Raw genomic sequence first — 17,891 nt, 5'->3', positions numbered from 1 at the left:
CGGGGCGAGGATGCCCCGCCGGGTGACACACCCGGAGATGGCCAGAACGCATCGGAGTGATGATGAGGGTTCACCGTGTACGTGCCGCAGCGACCGTTGTTGTGGCTGCAGGCATCGCGCTGACGCTGGGGGCGTGCGCGCCCAGCAGTGGGGGCACCGCGGCAGACGCACCGACCGACGTCTCGACGGACGTCGCGTCCGCAGGAGACGTCACGATCAAGCTCACCGACTTCTGGGGCTCGGCCGAGGGCGACTGGGTCGACGCGGTCATCAAGGACTTCGAGGCCAAGTACCCGAACGTCACGGTCGCCCGCACGTCGGAGGACTGGGGTCAGCGCAACTCGACGCTGAACCTGCAGCTGCAGGACGCGTCCGGCCCGGACATCGCGACGGCGAACAACGGCTGGGCCTCGCTCGGCACGCTCGCCAAGGGCGGTCTGGTGCTCAACCTGGACTCCTACGCGAAGTCGTACGGCTGGGACACCAACGTGCCCACGACGATCCAGCGGCAGAACAAGTTCACGACCGACTTCTCGACCATGGGTGACGGGTCGTGGTTCGCGACGCCGGTCGCCCGCGCGTCCCTCATCGGCCTGTACTACAACGCCGACAAGCTCAAGGCGCTGGGCATCGACCCGCCCACGAGCCTGGCCGAGCTCGAGGCGGCAGCCGCCAAGGCGAAGGCCGCCGGCGAGGTGCCCTTCGAGTACGGCAGCATGGACGGCTCGACCACGGCCCTCCTGGGCGTCCAGGCGTTGCTGGCCGACAAGACCAAGCTCAACGACTACACCTACGGCGATGCCTCGGTGAAGGCGACCGACGTCGCGATGACCGACGCCATCACGACCGTCAAGAAGTGGGCCGACGAGGGCTACTACCCCGACTCGTTCGAGGGCATCGACTACCAGACCGCCGTCTCGAACTTCGTCGGCGGCCAGGGCGTGTTCCGCTGGGAGTACACCGGCTCGCTGGGTCTGAACGCCGAGCAGCAGAAGCACTTCGGCTACATCCAGCTGCCCCAGGACGGCGGCTCGACCGTCGGCGTGGGCGCGGCCCCGGGCGCGCTGGTCGTCTCGGCGAAGAGCAAGCACCCGGACGTCGACGCCGCCTTCCTCGACTTCCTCATGTCGCCGACCTCGGCACAGAAGGCGGCCGACCTCGGACTCGTCCCCGCGCTCTCCAAGGACGTGAAGGTCCCCGCCACCTCGCTGAGCCTGACCGGCGAGTCGGCCGGAGCCGCGGCTCTCGACAGCGACGACGGCTACGTGCCGTACTTCGACTGGTCCAGCCCGACGATGCTCGACACCCTCAGCCAGAACATCCAGCTCGTCTACGCCGGCAAGATGACCCCGGACGCCTTCACGGCCGCCGTGGACACCGACCGGGACGCGTTCCTGGCGCAGCAGGGCTGATCCATGACGACGTCAGCGCACAGCACGACCGCACAGGATGCCGCGGAGCCCCGCTCCGGGCAGCGGTCGGACGAGCGCTCGTCCCAGGTCCACCGGTCCCGGCGCCGCTCCGTGCGGAGCCGGAACCGGTGGGTCGGGCTCGCCTTCGTGGCGCTCCCGCTCGTCGCGTACGGGTTCGTCGTCCTGGTCCCCCTGGCGCAGTCGATCCAGTACTCGTTCTTCAAGTGGGACGGCGTCTCCACGGCGACCTGGGTCGGCTTCCAGAACTACGTGCACTTCATCACCGACCCGGTCCTGCGCTCGACGCTCGGGCACGTTCTCGTGCTCATCTGCTTCTTCGCGCTCCTGCCGATCGCCCTCGGTCTGTTCTCGGCGGCGCTGCTGACCCGGGCCAAGCAGCCCGGCATGGCCGTCTACCGGTGGATCTTCTTCCTGCCGCAGGTCATGACGACGGTCGTCGTCGCGCTGGTCTTCAAGCGGATCTACGCGCCGGACGGGCCGCTGAACACCGTTCTGCGGGCCGTCGGGCTGGACTCGCTGACCCGCGTCTGGCTCGCGGACTTCACCTGGGCGCTCCCAGCCCTCGGGCTCGTGGGGACGTGGGTGACGTTCGGCTTCTGCATGGTGCTGTTCATCTCCGGCACGTCCGCGATCGCACCGGAGCTGTACGAGGCCGCACGGATCGACGGTGCCGGCCCCGTCCGCGAGTTCTTCGCGGTGACGCTGCCCGGCCTGCGCGGCCAGATCGCGATCGCCCTCACGCTCACCATCACGGCGGCACTGAGGACCTTCGACCTCGTCTGGGTCACCACCCACGGGGGGCCAGGGACGTCGACGCTCACACCGGCCGTCGCCCTGTACAAGGCGGCATTCCAGAACCCACAGGTAGGCCTCGCGGCGGCGATCGGCGTCACGATGGCGGCCCTGTGCCTGGTCATCGCGCTGATCATCACCCGCGTGGCGGAGAGGGACTGACGTGACCAGGAACAGCGAACGAACAGTGAACTACATCGTCCTGACGGTCATGGCGATCCTCGTGCTCTTCCCGGTCGCCACCTTCCTGCTCGCGGCGCTCAGCCCGGAGCGGTCGGGGAAGCCGGTCGGGGTCCAGAGCTTCTCGTGGAGCAACTTCTCGACGGCGTGGCAGCTCGCGGGATTCTCGCGAGCCATGGTCGTCTCGCTCACGATCGCGGTCTGCGCGGTCATCGGGCAGGTCTTCCTGGCCGTGCTCGGCGGCTACGGGTTCGGCGTGCTCGGGGTCGTCGGCGAGAAGGTGATCTTCCCGGTCATCCTGCTCGGCATGATGATCTCGACCGAGGCGATCATCGTCCCGCTGTACTACCAGTTCAGGGCCGTCGGGCTGACGAACTCCATACCCGGGATCATCTTGATCCAGCTCGGCATGGGCGTCCCGTTCGGCGTCTTCTGGATGCGGGCCGCGTTCCGCTCGCTGCCGCGCTCGATCTTCGAGTCGGCCGCTCTGGACGGCGCCGGACCGCTGCGGATGCTGCGCCTGATCGCGCTGCCGATCATCCGGCCCGCGATCTACACGCTCATCCTGCTGAGCTTCATGTGGATCTGGAACGACTACTTCCTGTCCCTGGTCTTCCTGCACGGCGCCAACCAGACCGCCACGGTGGCGCTCGGCGTCTTCCAGGGCAAGTACGTGACCCAGATCAACCTCATGGCTGCGGGCGGCATCCTCGTCGCCGCTCCCGTGCTGATCCTCTACGTCCTGTTCCAGCGCAAGTTCATCTCCGGGATGCTCGCGGGCGCCATCAAGGAGTAGCAGCAGCGCCCTGCCCATCCGACCCAGCAAACTTCTCAGGGGTACTGCAGTGACACTCGAACCCATGCTCTTCTCCGACGCGGACGCCGTCGGCGACGCGGTCGCCGCGATGGTCGTCGAACGCCTGGCCGCGACAGCCGGCGGCGGCAAGCCTTTCCTTCTGGGCTGCCCCGGTGGCCGCACCGCCTCGTCGACGTACCGGGCGCTCGCGCGCCACGCCGGCGACGGGGTCGACCTCTCGCGGCTCGTCATCGTGATGATGGACGAGTACGTCGTGCCGACCGACGACGGGGGTCTGCGTCGCGTGGACCCCGGTGAGTCCTTCTCGTGCCTGGGCTTCGCGCACCGGGAGATCCTCGAGCCGATCGCCGCGGCGTGCCGGGCGGCCGGCACGACGCCCCCGAGCGAGGTCTGGATCCCCGACCCCGCCGACCCGGCCGCGTACGACGAGCGGATCGCAGCGGCCGGAGGCGTCGACCTGTTCCTCCTCGCGTCGGGCGCGAGCGACGGGCACATCGCCTTCAACCAGCCGGGGACGCCGCGACCGACGCGGACGCACGTCGCGCCCTTGGGCCTGGCGACGCGCCGCGACAACATGGAGACGTTCCCGGCGTTCAAGCAGCTCGAGCTGGTCCCCGAGCACGGCGTCACCGTCGGCGTCGACACGATCGCCTCCCTGTCCCACGAGGTCGTGATGATCGTCTCCGGCGAGCACAAGCGGCACGCGTTCCACCGCCTGGCCTCGGCCGACGCCTATGAGTCCGACTGGCCGGCGACCGTTGCCGTCGAGTGCAAGAACCCGACCCTCGTGGCGGACTCCGCCGCGGCGGGCCGCTGACCACACACCCAGAACCTCCCGCAGGACGATCGAAGGAAGCGCACAACATGGCAGCCATCAAGCTCGTGTACATCGGGGGTGGATCCTCGCGCGGCGCGGGGACCATGGCCTCGTTCCTGGCCCACGCCAAGGACTTCGCCGGCTCCGAGGTCGTGATCCAGGACGTGAACCCGGACCGCCTGCAGGCGGTCGAGACGATCGCGACCAAGATCGCTCGGGCCCAGGACCTCGACATCACCATCAGCTCGACGACGGACCGCCGCGCCGCGCTCACGGACGCCGACGCGGTGCTGTCGAGCTTCCCGTCCCGGCAACTTCGCGGCTCGCGCCCTGGACGAGCGCATCCCGCTCAAGCACGGCGTCATCGGCCAGGAGACCCAGGGCCCGGGCGGGTTCTTCATGGCCCTGCGCTCGATCCACATCTACGAGGACATCGTCCGCGACCTCGACGCCGTGGCGCCGAACGCGATCCTCTTCAACTACACCAACCCGGTGAACATCGTCTCCCAGGCCGTCACCAAGTTCACCGACCGCACGATCTGGTCGATGTGCGAGGGCCCCATCGTGTTCCCGAAGACCGTGCTCCGGGCGGCCGGGCTCGACATCGACAAGGCCGAGATCGTCATGGCCGGCGTCAACCACAACGTCTGGTCGACCGAGCACACCTACGACGGCCAGGACCTCATGCCCCTGCTGGACGCCGCCTGGGCGGCCCGCAAGGACGACCCGACGCTCAGCACCCTCGCCAAGCGCATGCTGCAGCTCGCCGTGACGATGCGCTCGGTCCCGGCCGACTACTTCCAGTACTACTACTTCCGCGAGGAGGTGCTGCGCGAGCTGCAGGGCGCCCGGACCACCCGCGCAGAGGACCTGCTCGCCGCCCTCCCCGGCTACTGGGAGCACTACGAGGAGCAGTCGCGCGTCGAGGTTCCCGACCTGGACCCGAAGCGGTCGCGCGGCGGCATCCACGAGCTCGAGCTCGCGATCGACGTCATGAGCGCGCACTACAACGACACGGGCGCGCGTCTGCCCGTCAACCTCCCGAACGTCGGGGGCGCGCTCCCCGGGTTCGACGAGGACGTCGTCGTGGAGATGTGGTGCACGGTCGACGGCCAGGGCGTCAAGCCGCTCCCCCAGAAGCCGCTGCCGCACGCCGTGCGCGGCCTGGTCCAGCAGCTGGCCGAGTACCAGTACCTCGCGGCCGAGGCCGCGTGGAAGGGCACCCGTGCCGACGGCATCCGTGCGCTGGCCGCGAACCCGATGGTGCCGACGCTCCGCGTCGCCGAGGAGCTCTACGACGAGATGGCGTACGCCCACCGCGCCTACCTGCCCGAGCGGCTGCTCGCCTAGGCATGAGCGACGCATACCTGGCGCTGGACGCCGGCAACTCCAAGACGGTCGCCCTCGTCGTCGACGGCGAGGGCACCGTCCTGGGGCGCGGCCGCGGCGGCAACGGCGACATCTACGGTGCGGCCAGCGTCGACGACGCTCTCGCGGCCGTGCTCGGAGCCGTCGGCGACGCCCTGGCCGACGCCGGGCTCGCGCCGGACGACGTCGTCTCGGCGGCGTTCCGCGTCGCGGGCGTCGACTACCCCGAGGACGCACGGTTCTGGGACGAGCACCTGCGCGAGACGCTCGGCGCGATCGGGCGCTGGAGCATCCTCAACGACGGCTTCGCGTCGCTGCGCCTGATCGACGGCACCGGCGTCGGGCTGTCGATCACGGTCGGCACCGGGCCCGCGCTCGCTGCCCGCTCGGCGGACGGCCGCGAGGAGTTCTCGGGCATGTTCATGTTCGACGACCTCGGCGGCGGGGGCCTCGGCAACGCGGCGCTCGCGGCCGTGACCCGGGCCTGGATGGGGATCTCGCCGCCGACGGCCCTGACCGACGAGCTCACCACGATGTTCGGCGTCGAGGACGCGTGGCACCTGCGCCACGCCTTCACCCAGCGGTTCGGCGCCCGACCGAGGCGCGACCTGTGGCAGGCGTCCCGCGTGGTCCTGGCCGCCGCCGGCGCCGGTGACCCCGTGGCCTGCCGGATCGTGGTGGACCAGGCCGAGGCGTTCGTCCGCTACGCGCAGTGGTGCGCGCAGCGGGTCGGCGTCGACCTCGCGTCCGGCGAGCTGCCCGTGCTGCTCAACGGGTCGGTCGCCACCTCGGAGCACCCCGCGATGCGGGACGCCCTCGTCGCCGGGCTGGCACGCGTGGCACCCGCGGCGCCGGTCAGCGTGGCGGTGGCCTCACCGCTCTGCGGCGTGGTGCTCGACGCGCTCGCCGAGGGCGGGGTCGAGATCACGCCCGACCTGCTCGCCCGCGTCCGGGACGACCATCCCGACGACTTCCTGATCACCTGAACCCGGAGGACCACCCCTGATGAGCACGCCCCCGTTCGACGTCGAGGCTGTCCTGGCCGCCCTCACCCTCGAGGAGAAGGCCTCGCTGCTCTCCGGGCACGACGACTGGTACACCGAGACGATCGACCGTCTGGGCGTGCCGGCCATCGAGGTCGGCGACGGCCCGCACGGCCTGCGCAAGGAGACCGGCGTCGACATGGTCTGGGTGCCGGCCACCGGCTTCCCGACCGCGTCCGCGATGGGCGCCTCGTGGGACCGGGACCTGGTGCGACGCGTCGGGCAGGCGATCGGCGAGGAGGCGCGGGCCGAGGGCGTCCAGGTCGTGCTCGGCCCGGGCGTGAACATGAAGCGCTCCCCCTTGTGCGGGCGCAACTTCGAGTACTTCTCCGAGGACCCGGTGCACTCCGGAGACCTGGGAGCCGCGTACGTCGAGGGTGTCCAGTCGGTCGGCGTCGGAACGTCGCTCAAGCACTTCGCGGCGAACAACCAGGAGATCGAGCGGACGCGGATCTCGGTCGAGGCGGACGAGCGCACGCTGCGCGAGATCTACCTCTCCGCGTTCGAGCGCGTCGTCGAGCAGGCCGACCCCTGGACGGTCATGTGCTCGTACAACCGGCTGCACGGGCTGCACGCCTCGGAGAACCACTGGTTGCTCACCGAGGTGCTGCGCGACGAGTGGGGGTACGACGGCGTCGTCGTCTCCGACTGGAACGCGGTCCACCACCGCGTCCCCGCACTGCTGGCCGGCCTCGACCTCGAGATGCCCGGCACGGGCGGTCGCACCGACGCGGAGATCGTCGCGGCCGTGCGGTCGGGCGCGCTCGACGAGTCGGTCGTCGACAGCGCGGCGCGCAGGGTCCTGCAGCTCGTCGTCCGCGCCTACCCCGGCCCGGACCAGGTGAACGGGCCGGTCATGGACCTGGGCGCTGCGCCGGGCGACGCCCTCACGGAGACGCAGCTCGAGCTGCTGGGCGCCGACGCGCACCACGCGCTGGCCCGCGAGGCCGCCGCCGGGTGCATCACGCTCCTGCGCAACGGGCCCGCGGCGTCGCCGGTCCTGCCCCTCGCCGTGGACGGCGACGCCCGGATCGCCGTGATCGGCGCGTTCGCCGACCGCTTCCGCATCCAGGGCGGCGGCTCGTCCGGCGTCAGCCCGACCCGCGTCGAGAACGCGCTCGACTCGATCCGTGCGCTGGCCGGCGACCGCGTGACCTACGCGCCCGGCTACGTGCACACGCCGAAGGACGACTACCAGGACGACCTCGACTCCTACCTGGCCGCGCACGGCGCGACCTTCGTCGACGACGGCTCCGGGCCCGCCCGGCGGTCGGCCGCGCTGGCCCGTGCCCTGCGCATGGCGGCGGCCGCCGAGCACGTCGCGGCGGCCCCGCCGTCCCCGCGGGCGGAGCGACTGATCGACGAGGCCGTCGCCGTGGCCGCCGAGTCCGACGTCGTCGTCGCCTTCGTCGGCCTGCCCCTCGCGTTCGAGCAGGAGGCCGACGACCGGACGACGCTCTCGCTGCCGTCCGACCACGTCGCCCTCCTCGGCCGGCTCGCCGACCTCGGAAAGCCCGTCGTCGTCGTCCTGTCGAACGGCGCGGCGGTCACCATGGACCCCTGGCACGACCGCGTCGACGCCATCGTCGAGGCCTGGCTGCCCGGTCAGGCCGGTGCGGCCGCCGTCGCCGACGTCCTGTTCGGCCGGGTCAACCCGTCCGGCAAGGTCGCCGAGACGTTCCCCCTCGCCGTGCAGGACTCGCCGGGGTACGTCACCTGGACCGGCGAGCGCGGCACCGTGCAGTACGGCGAGGGCGTGTTCATCGGCTACCGCTGGTACGACGCCCTGCTCCGCGACGTGCGCTACCCGTTCGGGCACGGCCTGTCGTACTCGACGTTCGCGTACTCCTCGCTGGACGTCGAGGTGCTCGACCCGGCCGCCGGCGACGTTCGCGTGACCTGCACGATCACCAACACGGGCACGCGCGCCGGCCAGGAGGTCGTGCAGCTGTACGTCGGCGACCCCGACGCCGCCGTGCGTCGCCCGGTGCGTGAGCTCAAGGGGTTCGAGAAGGTCATGCTCGAGCCGGGCGCGTCGACGACGGTCGTCTTCGCGCTGGCCAACCGCGACTTCGCGTACTGGGACGTCGCCGCGACACGCGCCGACGGACGCTCCGGCGAGTGGCGTCGCGAGGGCGGCGAGTTCGTGATCGCCGTCGGCGCCTCGTCCCGCGACCTGCGGCTGGACACGAGCATCACGCTGCCCGACGACGACCGCGTCTCGCCGCTCGTGCCCGACTCCGAGCTCCTCCTCGCCCGGGCGTCTCGATTCACGGAGGGCCACCACGGGTAGTCGTCCCCGCGACCTCCCCACCACCCGGCCCCGTGACGGGGGCCGGGTGGCGTCGTGCGCTCGGCTCGGTGCTCGCCGTTCACCGGCCCGTCGCCGAGAAGTGCTGATAGTCGGTGGGTGACGACCAGTCGCCGCCCCAGCCCCACCCGACGGACGCGAACGCCCGCACCACGAGGTCGTCGTCGTGGATCACGCCCGGCAGGTCCGGGCGGCCGGAGAATGCCGCCCCGGCGGAGGGCGCGACGTGGCGGCCGACGACGTAGGGGTTCTCTCTCGGGTTGATGTCGATCGCTCGCCCGTACGCGTGCTCGGACCAGCCCGTGCCGCCGGTCACGGCGCGGCAGTTGAAGGCGGACGTGTTGTCGGCGTCCATCGACGCGTCGTCGCTCGCGCCGAAGTCGTCGACGAGCCTCATCGACCGGACCGGATAGCCGGCGTCCCAGAGCGCGTGGAACACCGTGACGATCTCGTCTGCCGCGTCGGCGTGCACGACGACCTCACCCTGCGCCACCTCGCCGGCGAAGCCGTGGTAGCTCACGGTCACGTAGCGCAGGTCCTCGAGTGCCACGGGGCATCCGGGCCGCCAGGACGACGACGTCCGCGACGCCAGGTCGGGCGTGATGGTGGCGATCGTCGAGCGGAACGCCGCCGGCGCCGGCTCCGGCGCCGGTGTCGGGGTCTGGATCGGGGGCGGCGGTGTCGACTTCTGCGGCGCTCGCGTCGCGGTGACGTCCGGTGGGGCGGTGGACGGCGCGAGCGGAGCAGCCGGGTCGCAGGCGCCGAGGACCGCGACGGCGAGGACCACGCACGTCGCAACGACGACGTGCGATCCGCGACGACCCATCGGCCCAGTATCTCGACCGCTGCGCCATCGGCTGGCTCTCGCCCGTCGCGAGATCGACCAACACACCTAGAGAGTCAGGCCCCGCGCGATCGGGACCCCCGGCCGGTAGGCCAGGTGCCGGTGGCTCGGGGCGTCGAGGACGGCCAGGTCGGCGCGGGCGCCCAGCCGCAGGTGTCCGACGTCGTCCCGACGCAGGGCGTGCGCACCGCCGAGCGTCGCCGCGCGCAGGGCCTCCGCGACGGTCATCCGCATCTCGCGGACCGCCAGTGCGATCATCAGCGGCATCGACGTCGAGAAGCACGTCCCGGGGTTGCAGTCGCTGGCCAGTGCGACCTCGACGCCCGCGTCGAGCAGCCGGCGTGCATCGGGATACGGGGAACGGGTGGAGAACTCGACGCCGGGCAGCAGGGTCGCGACGGTGTCGGAGCCGGACAGGGCGTCGACGTCGCCGTCGGACAGGTACGTGCAGTGGTCGACGCTGGCGGCGCCGAGCTCGACGGCGAGCTTGCGCGCCCGGACCGGGACCGAGCTGGTTGCCGTGCACGCGCAGGCCGAGACCCGCCGACCGAGCCGCCAGCAGGACGACCCGGGCCTCGTCCCCGTCGAACGCGACCGGGCTGGCGGGCTCGCAGAACACGTCGGCCCACCGGGCATAGGGAGCGCAGGCCGCGAGCATCGGGCCGGTGACCAGCGCGACGTAGTCGGCCCGGTCGATCCCGTGCGGGACGACGTGCGCGCCGAGGAACGTCGTCTCGACGGTGACCTCGCGGGCCAGCCGGAGCAGACGCTCCTCGGTCGCGACGTCGAGGCCGTAGCCGCTCTTGATCTCGAGGGTCGTCGTGCCCTGGGCCCGCGCTTCTGCGGCCAGCGCGGCCAGCCGCGCCCTGAGGGCGACGTCGGACGCCGAACGGGTGGCCGCGACCGTCGTCGCGATCCCGCCGCCGGTGTACGGGGTGCCGGCCATGCGGGCCTCGAACTCGGCGGCCCGGTCGCCGGCGAAGACGAGGTGCGTGTGGGAGTCGACGAAACCCGGGACGACCGCCGCGCCGGCCAGGTCGGTGCGACGGTCCGCGGCGGGTGCGTCCGCGGCCGGGCCCACCCAGGCGACGCAGCCGTCTTCCGCCACGAGCGCGGCGTCGAGCAGCGGACCGTCGAACCGTGGGTCGTGCGTGACGAAGCTCGCCGATGCCCGTGAGCAGGTGCGACGTCATCGGGCCTCCTCCCAGGCGGCGCGGATCGCCGCGCCCAGCATGGCGCCCACGTCGCCGAGCACGTGCCGACCCGCCTCGACGCGCACGACGCCACCCGCCACGACCGTGTCCACGTCGGCGCTCCCCGCGACGAGCACCAGCTGCGCGGGGTCCGCGCCGGCGGTCCGCGGGGTGTCCGTCCGGACCGCGACCAGGTCGGCGGGCGCGCCGGGGGCGAGTCGCCCTCCGGTCGGGTCGCCGAGGCTCGTGTGTCCGCCCGTGGTCAGCAGCGTCATCAGGTCGGCCGGGGTGAGCACGCCCCGCGTCTCGGCGGCGAGGCGCTCGTGCAGCTCGACGGACCGCGCCTCGGCCAGCAGGTCCGTGCGCACGTGCTGGTCGCTGCCCACCGACAGGCGGGCGCCGGCGGCGTGCAGCGCGGCCCCGGGCGCGATCCCGTCGCCGAGGTCCTGCTCCGTCGACGGGCACAGGCAGACGCCGGTGCGCGTCGAGCCGAGGATCGCGACGTCCTCCGGCGTGAGGTGCACAGCGTGGACCGCCGTGGTGCCGGGGCCGAGCGCGCCGGCGTTCTCGAGCACCCGCGTCGGCGTCGCGCCGAAGGTGGCCAGCGCCTGCTCGTTCTCGAGGCGCTGCTCGGACAGGTGGACGTGCAGCGGGCGGCCGCTCGCGTGGGCGGCGATGGTCGGCAGGTCATCGAGAGGGACGGCCCGCACGGAGTGGATCGCGGCGCCGACGGTGAGCGTCTCGTCCGGCCGGATCGCGGCGACGCGGGCGGCCCACGCGTCGGCGTCGGCGTCCCCGAACCGCAGCTGGGCGCCCTCCAGCGGCGCGTCGATCCCGCCCGTGAGGTAGGCGGTGTCGAGCAGGGTGATCCGCAGGCCGGCGTCGCGTGCGGCCGTGCGCAACGCCTCGGCCATGACGTTCGGCTCCGCGTAGGCCCGGCCACCCGGTGCGTGGTGGAGGTAGTGGAACTCCCCCACCGCGGTGACCCCGGCGAGCACCATCTCGGCGTAGGTCGCGCGGGCGAGGTCGAGGTAGGCGTCCGGCGTCAGGGTCGCCGCGAGCGTGTACATCCGCTCCCGCCAGGTCCAGAACGTGCCGCCGCGGTCGTGCGTCCGCCCGCGCAGCGCCCGGTGGAACGCGTGCGAGTGGGCGTTGGCGAAGCCCGGCAGGACGACACCCGGGAGACGACGGTCGGTGGGCTCTCGTGAGCCGTGTCCCACGGCCGTGATGCGACCGTCGGCGGTCTCGATGCGGACGTCGGCCGCCAGGCCGTCCGGCAGCCACGCGTGCTCCGCCCAGTAGGTGGTCACGCGAGGAGCCGGCCGAGCGTCGCGGTGAGCGCGTCGATGCCCGCCAGGCAGTCGGCCTCGTCGGCGTCCTCGGCCGGCGCGTGCGAGACGCCGGACGGGTTGCGGACGAAGAGCATCGCCGTCGGGATGCCGGCCGAAGCGAGGATGCCCGCGTCGTGGCCCGCGCCGGTGCTCAGCCGGGGGGTACCGCCGAGCGCGTCGACGACCGTGTCCGCCAGGTCGGCATCGAGCACCGTGACCGGGGTCCAGGACTCCTGGGCCGGTGCGTAGCCGGCGAGCGCGTCGAGGACCGCCCGGACCGCGGACTCGTCCTCCGCCCGGACGTCCAGCCACGCGGTGACCTGCGACGGGATCGCGTTGACCCCGTTCGGGTCGACTCGGAGCTTGCCGACCGTGGCCAGCGCGCCGGCGTCGAGCGCGGCAGTGCGGACGTGCCCGACGAACGCCGCGAGGTCGAGCATCGGGTCGCGCCGGTCGGCCAGCGGGGTGGTGCCGGCGTGGTTGGCCTCGCCGCGCAGCTCGACGCGCCAGCGGCCGTGCGGCCAGATCATCCGGCCGACGCCGACGGGGTCGCCCGTGTGCACCAGCCCACGGCCCTGCTCGACGTGCAGCTCGACGAAGGAGGCGATGCGCCGCAGGGTGTCGGGGTCCGGGCCCAGGGTCGACGGGTCGCGGCCCGCGGTGGTCAGGGCCTCGGCCATCGTCACGCCGTCGGCGTCCTTGAGCGATCGCGCCCGGTCCGCGTCGAGGACCCCGGTGATCAGGCGCGAACCGGCGCACGCGACGCCGAAGCGAGCGCCCTCCTCGTCGACGAAGTTCGCGATGCCGAGCGGACGGGCCGGTGTCACGCCGCGCTCCATCAGCTGATCGAGTGCCGCGAACGCGCTGACCACGCCGAGCGGTCCGTCGAACGCGCCGCCGCCGGGCACCGAGTCGAGGTGGCTCCCGGTGACCACACCCGGGGTCGCGTCCGGGTCACCCCACCACGCCCACTGGTTGCCGGCGCGGTCGATGACCAGGTCCAGGCCGCGCGCGGACGCCTCACCGGCGAACCACTCGCGGAGGGTGTGGTCCTCGCGGGTCAAGGCGAACCGGCGGTAGCCGCCGTCGGCGGCGCGCCCGACGCCCTCCAGGTCCGCCCACATCCGGGCGAAGGTCACGACCCCTCCCGCATCGGCACGCGCAGGCCGTGGGCCGTCGCGACCTCGTCGGCCCGCGCGTATCCCGCGTCGACGTGCCGCAGGACGCCCATGGCCGGGTCGTTGGACAGCACCCGCGCGAGCTTGCGGGCGGCCAGCTCCGTGCCGTCGGCCACCGACACCTGTCCGGCGTGGATCGAGCGGCCCATGCCGACGCCACCGCCCTGGTGGATGGACACCCAGGTCGCACCCGACGACGCGGCGACGAGAGCGTTCAGCAGCGGCCAGTCGGCGATCGCGTCGGAACCGTCGGCCATGCCCTCGGTCTCGCGGTACGGCGACGCGACCGAACCCGCGTCGAGGTGGTCGCGGCCGATGACGAGAGGTGCGGCCACGTCTCCGGAGGCGACGAGTCGTTGAACCGCAGACCGGCGCGGTCCCGCTCGCCGTGCCCGAGCCAGCAGATGCGCGCCGGCAGCCCCTGGAACGCGACCCGCTCCTGGGCCGCGCGGATCCAGCGGTGGAGGTGGTCGTTCTCGGGGAACAGGTCGAGCACGGCGCGGTCGGTCACCGCGATGTCGCGGGGGTCGCCCGAGAGCGCGGCCCAGCGGAACGGCCCCTTGCCCTCGGCGAACAGCGGCCGGATGTACGCGGGCACGAAGCCGGGGAAGTCGAACGCCCGCTCGTAGCCTCCCTGCCGGGCCTCGTCACGGATCGAGTTCCCGTAGTCGAACACCTCGGCGCCGGCGTCCATGAACCCGACCATCGCCTCGACGTGCCGGGCTATCGACTCGCGGGCGCGCTCGGTGAACTCGTCGGGCTTGGCGGCCGCGTACGAGGCCCAGTCGGCCACCTCGACGCCGACGGGCAGGTAGCTGAGCGGGTCGTGCGCCGAGGTCTGGTCGGTGACGACGTCGACCTCGACCCCCCGGCGCAACAGGTCGGGCAGCACGGACGCACAGTTGCCGACGACGCCGACGGAGAGTGCAGTCCTGGACGCTTTCGCGGCGATGACCAGCGCGATCGCCTCGTCGAGGTCCGACGCCACCCGGTCCAGGTAGCGCTCGCGGACCCGCCGGTGGAGGCGCTCGCCGTCGACGTCGACGATCAGGCAGGCGCCGCCGTTGAGCGTCACGGCGAGCGGCTGCGCGCCGCCCATGCCGCCGCAGCCGCCGGTCACGGTCAGGGTCCCGGCCAGCGTCCCGCCGAACTTCGACGCGGCCACCGCGGCGAGCGTCTCGTACGTGCCCTGCAGGATCCCCTGCGTACCGATGTAGATCCACGAGCCCGCGGTCATCTGCCCGTACATCGTCAGCCCGAGCTGCTCGAGGCGTCGGAACTCCGGCCAGGTCGCCCAGTCGCCGACGAGGTTCGAGTTGGCGATCAGCACGCGCGGCGCCCACTCGTGCGTCTGCAGCACGCCGACCGGCTTGCCCGACTGGACGAGCAGCGTCTCGTCGTCGCCGAGCGTGGTCAGGGTCCGGACGATCGCGTCGTAGGCGTCCCAGGACCGTGCCGCCTTGCCGGTGCCGCCGTAGACGACCAGGTCGTCGGGACGTTCCGCGACCTCGGCGTCTAGGTTGTTCATGAGCATCCGCAGCGGGGCCTCCGTCTGCCAGCTGCGGGCGGTCAGCGTGGTGCCACGAAGGGCTCGGACGGGGCGGGGACCGTTCACCGGTGGGCTCCTGTCAGCGTGACGGGCAGTGCTGCAGCGACGACGGCGCCGTCGCGGACGGCCTCGGCCGCGGTCTCCAGATCGGGTGAGAGGTACGTGTCGGGTCCCGGGCCCGGGACGCCGCGTGCGCGGAGCAGGTCGCGGACCGCGCCGGTGGCCGGTGACGGCGTCAGCGGAGCACGCAGGTCGAGCCCGCGGGCGGCCGTGAGGACCTCGATGCCGAGCACACGGGTCAGCGCGTCGATCGACCGCCGCAGCTTGCGGGCCGCGTGCCAGCCCATCGAGACGTGGTCCTCCTGCATCGCCGACGACGGGATCGAGTCGACGCTCGCCGGCACCGCGAGTCGCTTCAGCTCCGAGACGAGGCCCGCGGCGGTGTACTGCGCGATCATCAGGCCGGAGTCGACGCCCGGGTCGTGGGCCAGGAACGGCGGCAGGCCGTGGCTGCGCGAGACGTCGAGGAACCGGTCGGTGCGACGCTCGGACATGCTGGCGACGTCGGCGACGACGATGGCCAGGAAGTCGAGCACGTACGCCACCGGTGCCCCGTGGAAGTTGCCGTTGGACTCGACGCGGCCGTCGGGCGTGAGGACGGGGTTGTCGACGGCGGCGGCCAGCTCACGCTCGGCGACGGCCCGGGCGTGCGCGAGCGTGTCGCGCGCGGCGCCGTTGACCTGCGGGGCGCAGCGCAGGGAGTAGGCGTCCTGCACGCGGGTGCAGTCGGGCGTCTTGTGGCTGGCCATGATCCCGGAGCCCTCCAGTACGGCCCGGATGTTCGCCGCCGAGATCGCCTGGCCGGGGTGCGGTCGCAGGGCCTGCAGGTCGGCTGCGAACACCGCGTCGGTGCCCAGCAGCGACTCGACAGACATCGCCGCCGCCACGTCCGCGCTGGTCAGGAGCGTGTCGAGGTCGTGCAGGGCGAGCACCAGCATGCCGAGCATGCCGTCGGTGCCGTTGATGAGAGCGAGGCCCTCCTTCTCGGTCAGGCTCACCGGGGTCAGCCCAGCCTGCGTGGCCGGCATGAGCGTCCCGGCGGCATCGCGCACGTCCCCCTCACCCATCAACGCGAGCGCGCAGTGCGCGAGGGGAGCGAGGTCGCCCGAGCAGCCGAGCGAGCCGTACTCGCGCACCACCGGCGTGACGCCGGCGTCGAGCATCGCCGCGTATGCCGTCGCGACCTCGGGTCGGACGCCCGTGCGACCGGTCGCGAGCGTGGAGAGCCGGAGCAGCATGAGCGCGCGGACCACCTCACGCTCGACCTCCGGGCCGGTGCTCGCGGCATGGGAGCGGACGAGGCTGCGCTGGAGGTCGCGACGCTTCTCGGCGGGGATGCTCAGGGTGGCGAGCGCGCCGAAGCCCGTCGAGATGCCGTAGTGCGGCTGGGGGTCGGCGGCGAGGCGGTCGACGACGGACCGACCCCGGGCGATCGCGTCGAGCGCCTCGTCGGACAGCCGCACCGCCGCGCCGTGCCGCGCGACCGCGACAACCTCGTCGATCGTGACCGGTCCCGTGCCGACGACGACGGTGTCGATGGCAGAGTCGGTGGAGGTGCCTGTGCTCATGCTTCATGACACCGCGCGGAGGGCTGCCGCCGAAGACCTCCGGGCGCGATACCGTCTGGTATCCCAGACAGGAGGCGTCATGAGCACGGTGCCCGCGGCCGACGCCACGCTCCGCCTGCTGCGCCACCTGTCCCGCACGGGCCCCCTGCCCGCCGCGTCGCTCGCCACCGCGCTCGACCTGCCCCGGTCGACGACGTACCACCTGCTCACGGTCCTCGCCGAGCACGGCTTCGTCGTCCACCTGCCCGAGGAGCGTCGGTACGGGCTCGGCCTGGCGGCGTTCGAGCTGGGCTCCGCCTACTCGCGCCAGGCGCCGCTGGCCCGTGCGGCGCGACCGGTCCTCGCGCGGCTGGTCGACCACGTCGGCGAGAGCGCGCACCTGGCCGTGCTGCACGGCCGGGACGTGCTGTACGTCGTCGAGGAGCGAGCCGCCGGGCGGCCCGTGCTGGTCACCGACGTCGGCGTCCGGCTGCCCGCGCACCTCACCGCCAGCGGACGCGCCATCCTCGCCGACCTCCCGTCCGCGCAGGTCCGCGCCCTCTTCCCCGGACGCGAGGCGTTCGTCGACCGCACGGGCGTCGGCCCGCGCCGGCTCTCGGAAGCTTCGGACGGTCCTCGTCGAGGTGCGACGCACCGGCTGGGCGGAGGAGCACGGCGACGTGACCCCCGGCTTCGCGTCCGTCGCCGTCGCGGTGCGCGACCGCACCGGACACCCGCTCGCCGGGATCGCGGTCACGTTCGCCCAGGGACAGGACCCCGCCGGGTTCGTCCGCGCGATCCGTGGCGCGGCCGCGGAGCTCGCCCGGAGGGTCTAGGTAGTCTCCCTGTGTCCGGTCCGCGCCTTGGAGGGTTCCCCGTGTCGTACGTCGTCGACTTCATCGATGTGTCCACCGTCGGCCTCGAGTCGTCTCCGGTGGCGGACGCCCTCGCCGGCCTGCGCGCCAACGAGGCGCGGTACTTCAAGAACAAGTACGACCACGTCTTCACCCTCGACCCCGCGAGCGTGGCCACGGCGACGGTCGACTGGGTGCACGGGATCCTGAAGGACGAGCGCGACCTCGTGATCTCGTCCCGACCGCTCGAGGCGACGGAGTTCGTCGTCGAAGGGATCCGGATCGCCTACGTGTTCTACGAGTCGGGGCTGTCGATCAACGTGATGTACACGCTCGCGGACGACTCGAAGCGCGCGGTCGGGTTCAAGCTGTCCGACGGCATGGACGTCCCCGAGGAGCTGGCGTCGCGCTTCAAGTTCGCGAGGCAGAAGTCCCGGCTCGCCGGCACCATCCGCGGCTCTTACTTCGTGATCAAGGACGAGCACTAGAGCCGGCGCTCCCAACAGGGCTACCGTGGATGCTGGATTTCCAGGGGGCGCCCGGACAACCGCTCGCCCACGGTCTCCGTCGGCTC

Annotated in this window: 12 protein-coding genes and 4 pseudogenes; 10 read left to right on the top strand and 6 right to left on the bottom strand. The window is 72.6% G+C overall.

The features are described 5' to 3' along the window. The first annotated feature begins 101 nt into the window (after positions 1–101). From AC38ZX_RS06150 to AC38ZX_RS06115, 8 genes and pseudogenes are all read left to right on the top strand, one after another. Complete coding sequence (locus AC38ZX_RS06150) at positions 102–1,412, top strand: ABC transporter substrate-binding protein (RefSeq protein ID WP_491296718.1); 1,311 nt, start codon at positions 102–104, stop codon at positions 1,410–1,412. A gap of 3 nt (positions 1,413–1,415) precedes the next feature. Then, entirely contained in the window at positions 1,416–2,387 is a 972-nt protein-coding gene (locus tag AC38ZX_RS06145) for a carbohydrate ABC transporter permease (protein WP_426594982.1), read from the top strand. A 25-nt stretch (positions 2,388–2,412) separates the two neighbouring features. Then, positions 2,413–3,201 carry a carbohydrate ABC transporter permease gene (locus tag AC38ZX_RS06140; protein WP_491296717.1) on the top strand — a complete coding sequence of 263 codons (789 nt, stop codon included), beginning with the start codon at positions 2,413–2,415 and terminating at the stop codon, positions 3,199–3,201. 64 nt (positions 3,202–3,265) lie between these two features. Continuing rightward, on the top strand, positions 3,266–4,039 hold the full coding sequence (locus tag AC38ZX_RS06135; RefSeq protein WP_491296716.1) for a 6-phosphogluconolactonase: 774 nt from the start codon (positions 3,266–3,268) through the stop codon (positions 4,037–4,039). Between the two features lie 47 nt (positions 4,040–4,086). After that, positions 4,087–4,281, top strand: a pseudogene (locus AC38ZX_RS06130) (family 4 glycosyl hydrolase); the annotation flags it as partial. A gap of 88 nt (positions 4,282–4,369) precedes the next feature. After that, positions 4,370–5,389 (top strand): family 4 glycosyl hydrolase, encoded by a 1,020-nt coding sequence (locus AC38ZX_RS06125; protein WP_491297315.1) that lies wholly within the window; start codon positions 4,370–4,372, stop codon positions 5,387–5,389. A gap of 2 nt (positions 5,390–5,391) precedes the next feature. Beyond that, on the top strand, positions 5,392–6,393 hold the full coding sequence (locus tag AC38ZX_RS06120; protein ID WP_491297570.1) for a BadF/BadG/BcrA/BcrD ATPase family protein: 1,002 nt from the start codon (positions 5,392–5,394) through the stop codon (positions 6,391–6,393). 19 nt (positions 6,394–6,412) lie between these two features. Further along, a complete protein-coding gene (locus AC38ZX_RS06115; RefSeq protein WP_491296715.1) occupies positions 6,413–8,743 on the top strand; it encodes a beta-glucosidase family protein in 2,331 nt (776 codons plus the stop codon). A 79-nt stretch (positions 8,744–8,822) separates the two neighbouring features. Here the strand turns inward: AC38ZX_RS06115 and AC38ZX_RS06110 are convergent, their stop codons facing one another. The 6 genes and pseudogenes from AC38ZX_RS06110 to hutH form a co-directional block, all read right to left on the bottom strand. Further along, positions 8,823–9,548, bottom strand: a complete 726-nt coding sequence (locus tag AC38ZX_RS06110) for a M15 family metallopeptidase (protein ID WP_491296714.1) — start codon at positions 9,546–9,548, stop codon at positions 8,823–8,825. A 105-nt stretch (positions 9,549–9,653) separates the two neighbouring features. Further along, positions 9,654–10,798: pseudogene (gene hutI / locus AC38ZX_RS06105) on the bottom strand (imidazolonepropionase). After that, positions 10,795–12,108 carry a formimidoylglutamate deiminase gene (locus tag AC38ZX_RS06100; RefSeq protein WP_491296713.1) on the bottom strand — a complete coding sequence of 438 codons (1,314 nt, stop codon included), beginning with the start codon at positions 12,106–12,108 and terminating at the stop codon, positions 10,795–10,797. Before AC38ZX_RS06100 ends, hutI begins: the two are co-directional and overlap by 4 nt. Further along, on the bottom strand, positions 12,105–13,253 hold the full coding sequence (locus AC38ZX_RS06095; protein WP_491297313.1) for an allantoate amidohydrolase: 1,149 nt from the start codon (positions 13,251–13,253) through the stop codon (positions 12,105–12,107). The genes AC38ZX_RS06100 and AC38ZX_RS06095 overlap by 4 nt, the downstream gene beginning before the upstream one ends. An 11-nt stretch (positions 13,254–13,264) precedes the next feature. Next, positions 13,265–14,922 (bottom strand): annotated as a pseudogene (hutU, locus tag AC38ZX_RS06090) (urocanate hydratase). Further along, entirely contained in the window at positions 14,919–16,484 is a 1,566-nt protein-coding gene (gene hutH / locus AC38ZX_RS06085; RefSeq protein ID WP_491296712.1) for a histidine ammonia-lyase, read from the bottom strand. The pseudogene hutU and the gene hutH overlap by 4 nt, the downstream one beginning before the upstream one ends. Before the next feature lie 79 nt (positions 16,485–16,563). Between hutH and AC38ZX_RS06080 the strand changes: the two are divergent. Both AC38ZX_RS06080 and AC38ZX_RS06075 read left to right on the top strand, forming a co-directional pair. Continuing rightward, positions 16,564–17,299 (top strand): annotated as a pseudogene (locus AC38ZX_RS06080) (IclR family transcriptional regulator). A gap of 41 nt (positions 17,300–17,340) precedes the next feature. Beyond that, a complete protein-coding gene (locus AC38ZX_RS06075; RefSeq protein WP_491296711.1) occupies positions 17,341–17,805 on the top strand; it encodes a DUF8821 family protein in 465 nt (154 codons plus the stop codon). Positions 17,806–17,891 lie beyond the last annotated feature (86 nt).

It is taken from the genome of Cellulomonas sp. McL0606, assembly GCF_058248365.1.
This window is presented reverse-complemented; position numbering and strand designations above follow the sequence as displayed.

What these genes read in the sequence shown, in the direction of transcription:
- AC38ZX_RS06145 (WP_426594982.1), top strand. Translation starts at nt 1,416, where the DNA reads ATGACGACGTCAGCGCACAGCACGACCGCACAGGATGCCGCGGAGCCC.
- AC38ZX_RS06135 (WP_491296716.1), top strand. Translation starts at nt 3,266, where the DNA reads ATGCTCTTCTCCGACGCGGACGCCGTCGGCGACGCGGTCGCCGCGATG.
- AC38ZX_RS06120 (WP_491297570.1), top strand. Translation starts at nt 5,392, where the DNA reads ATGAGCGACGCATACCTGGCGCTGGACGCCGGCAACTCCAAGACGGTC.
- AC38ZX_RS06115 (WP_491296715.1), top strand. Translation starts at nt 6,413, where the DNA reads ATGAGCACGCCCCCGTTCGACGTCGAGGCTGTCCTGGCCGCCCTCACC.
- AC38ZX_RS06095 (WP_491297313.1), bottom strand. Translation starts at nt 13,253, where the DNA reads ATGTGGGCGGACCTGGAGGGCGTCGGGCGCGCCGCCGACGGCGGCTAC.
- hutH (WP_491296712.1), bottom strand. Translation starts at nt 16,484, where the DNA reads ATGAGCACAGGCACCTCCACCGACTCTGCCATCGACACCGTCGTCGTC.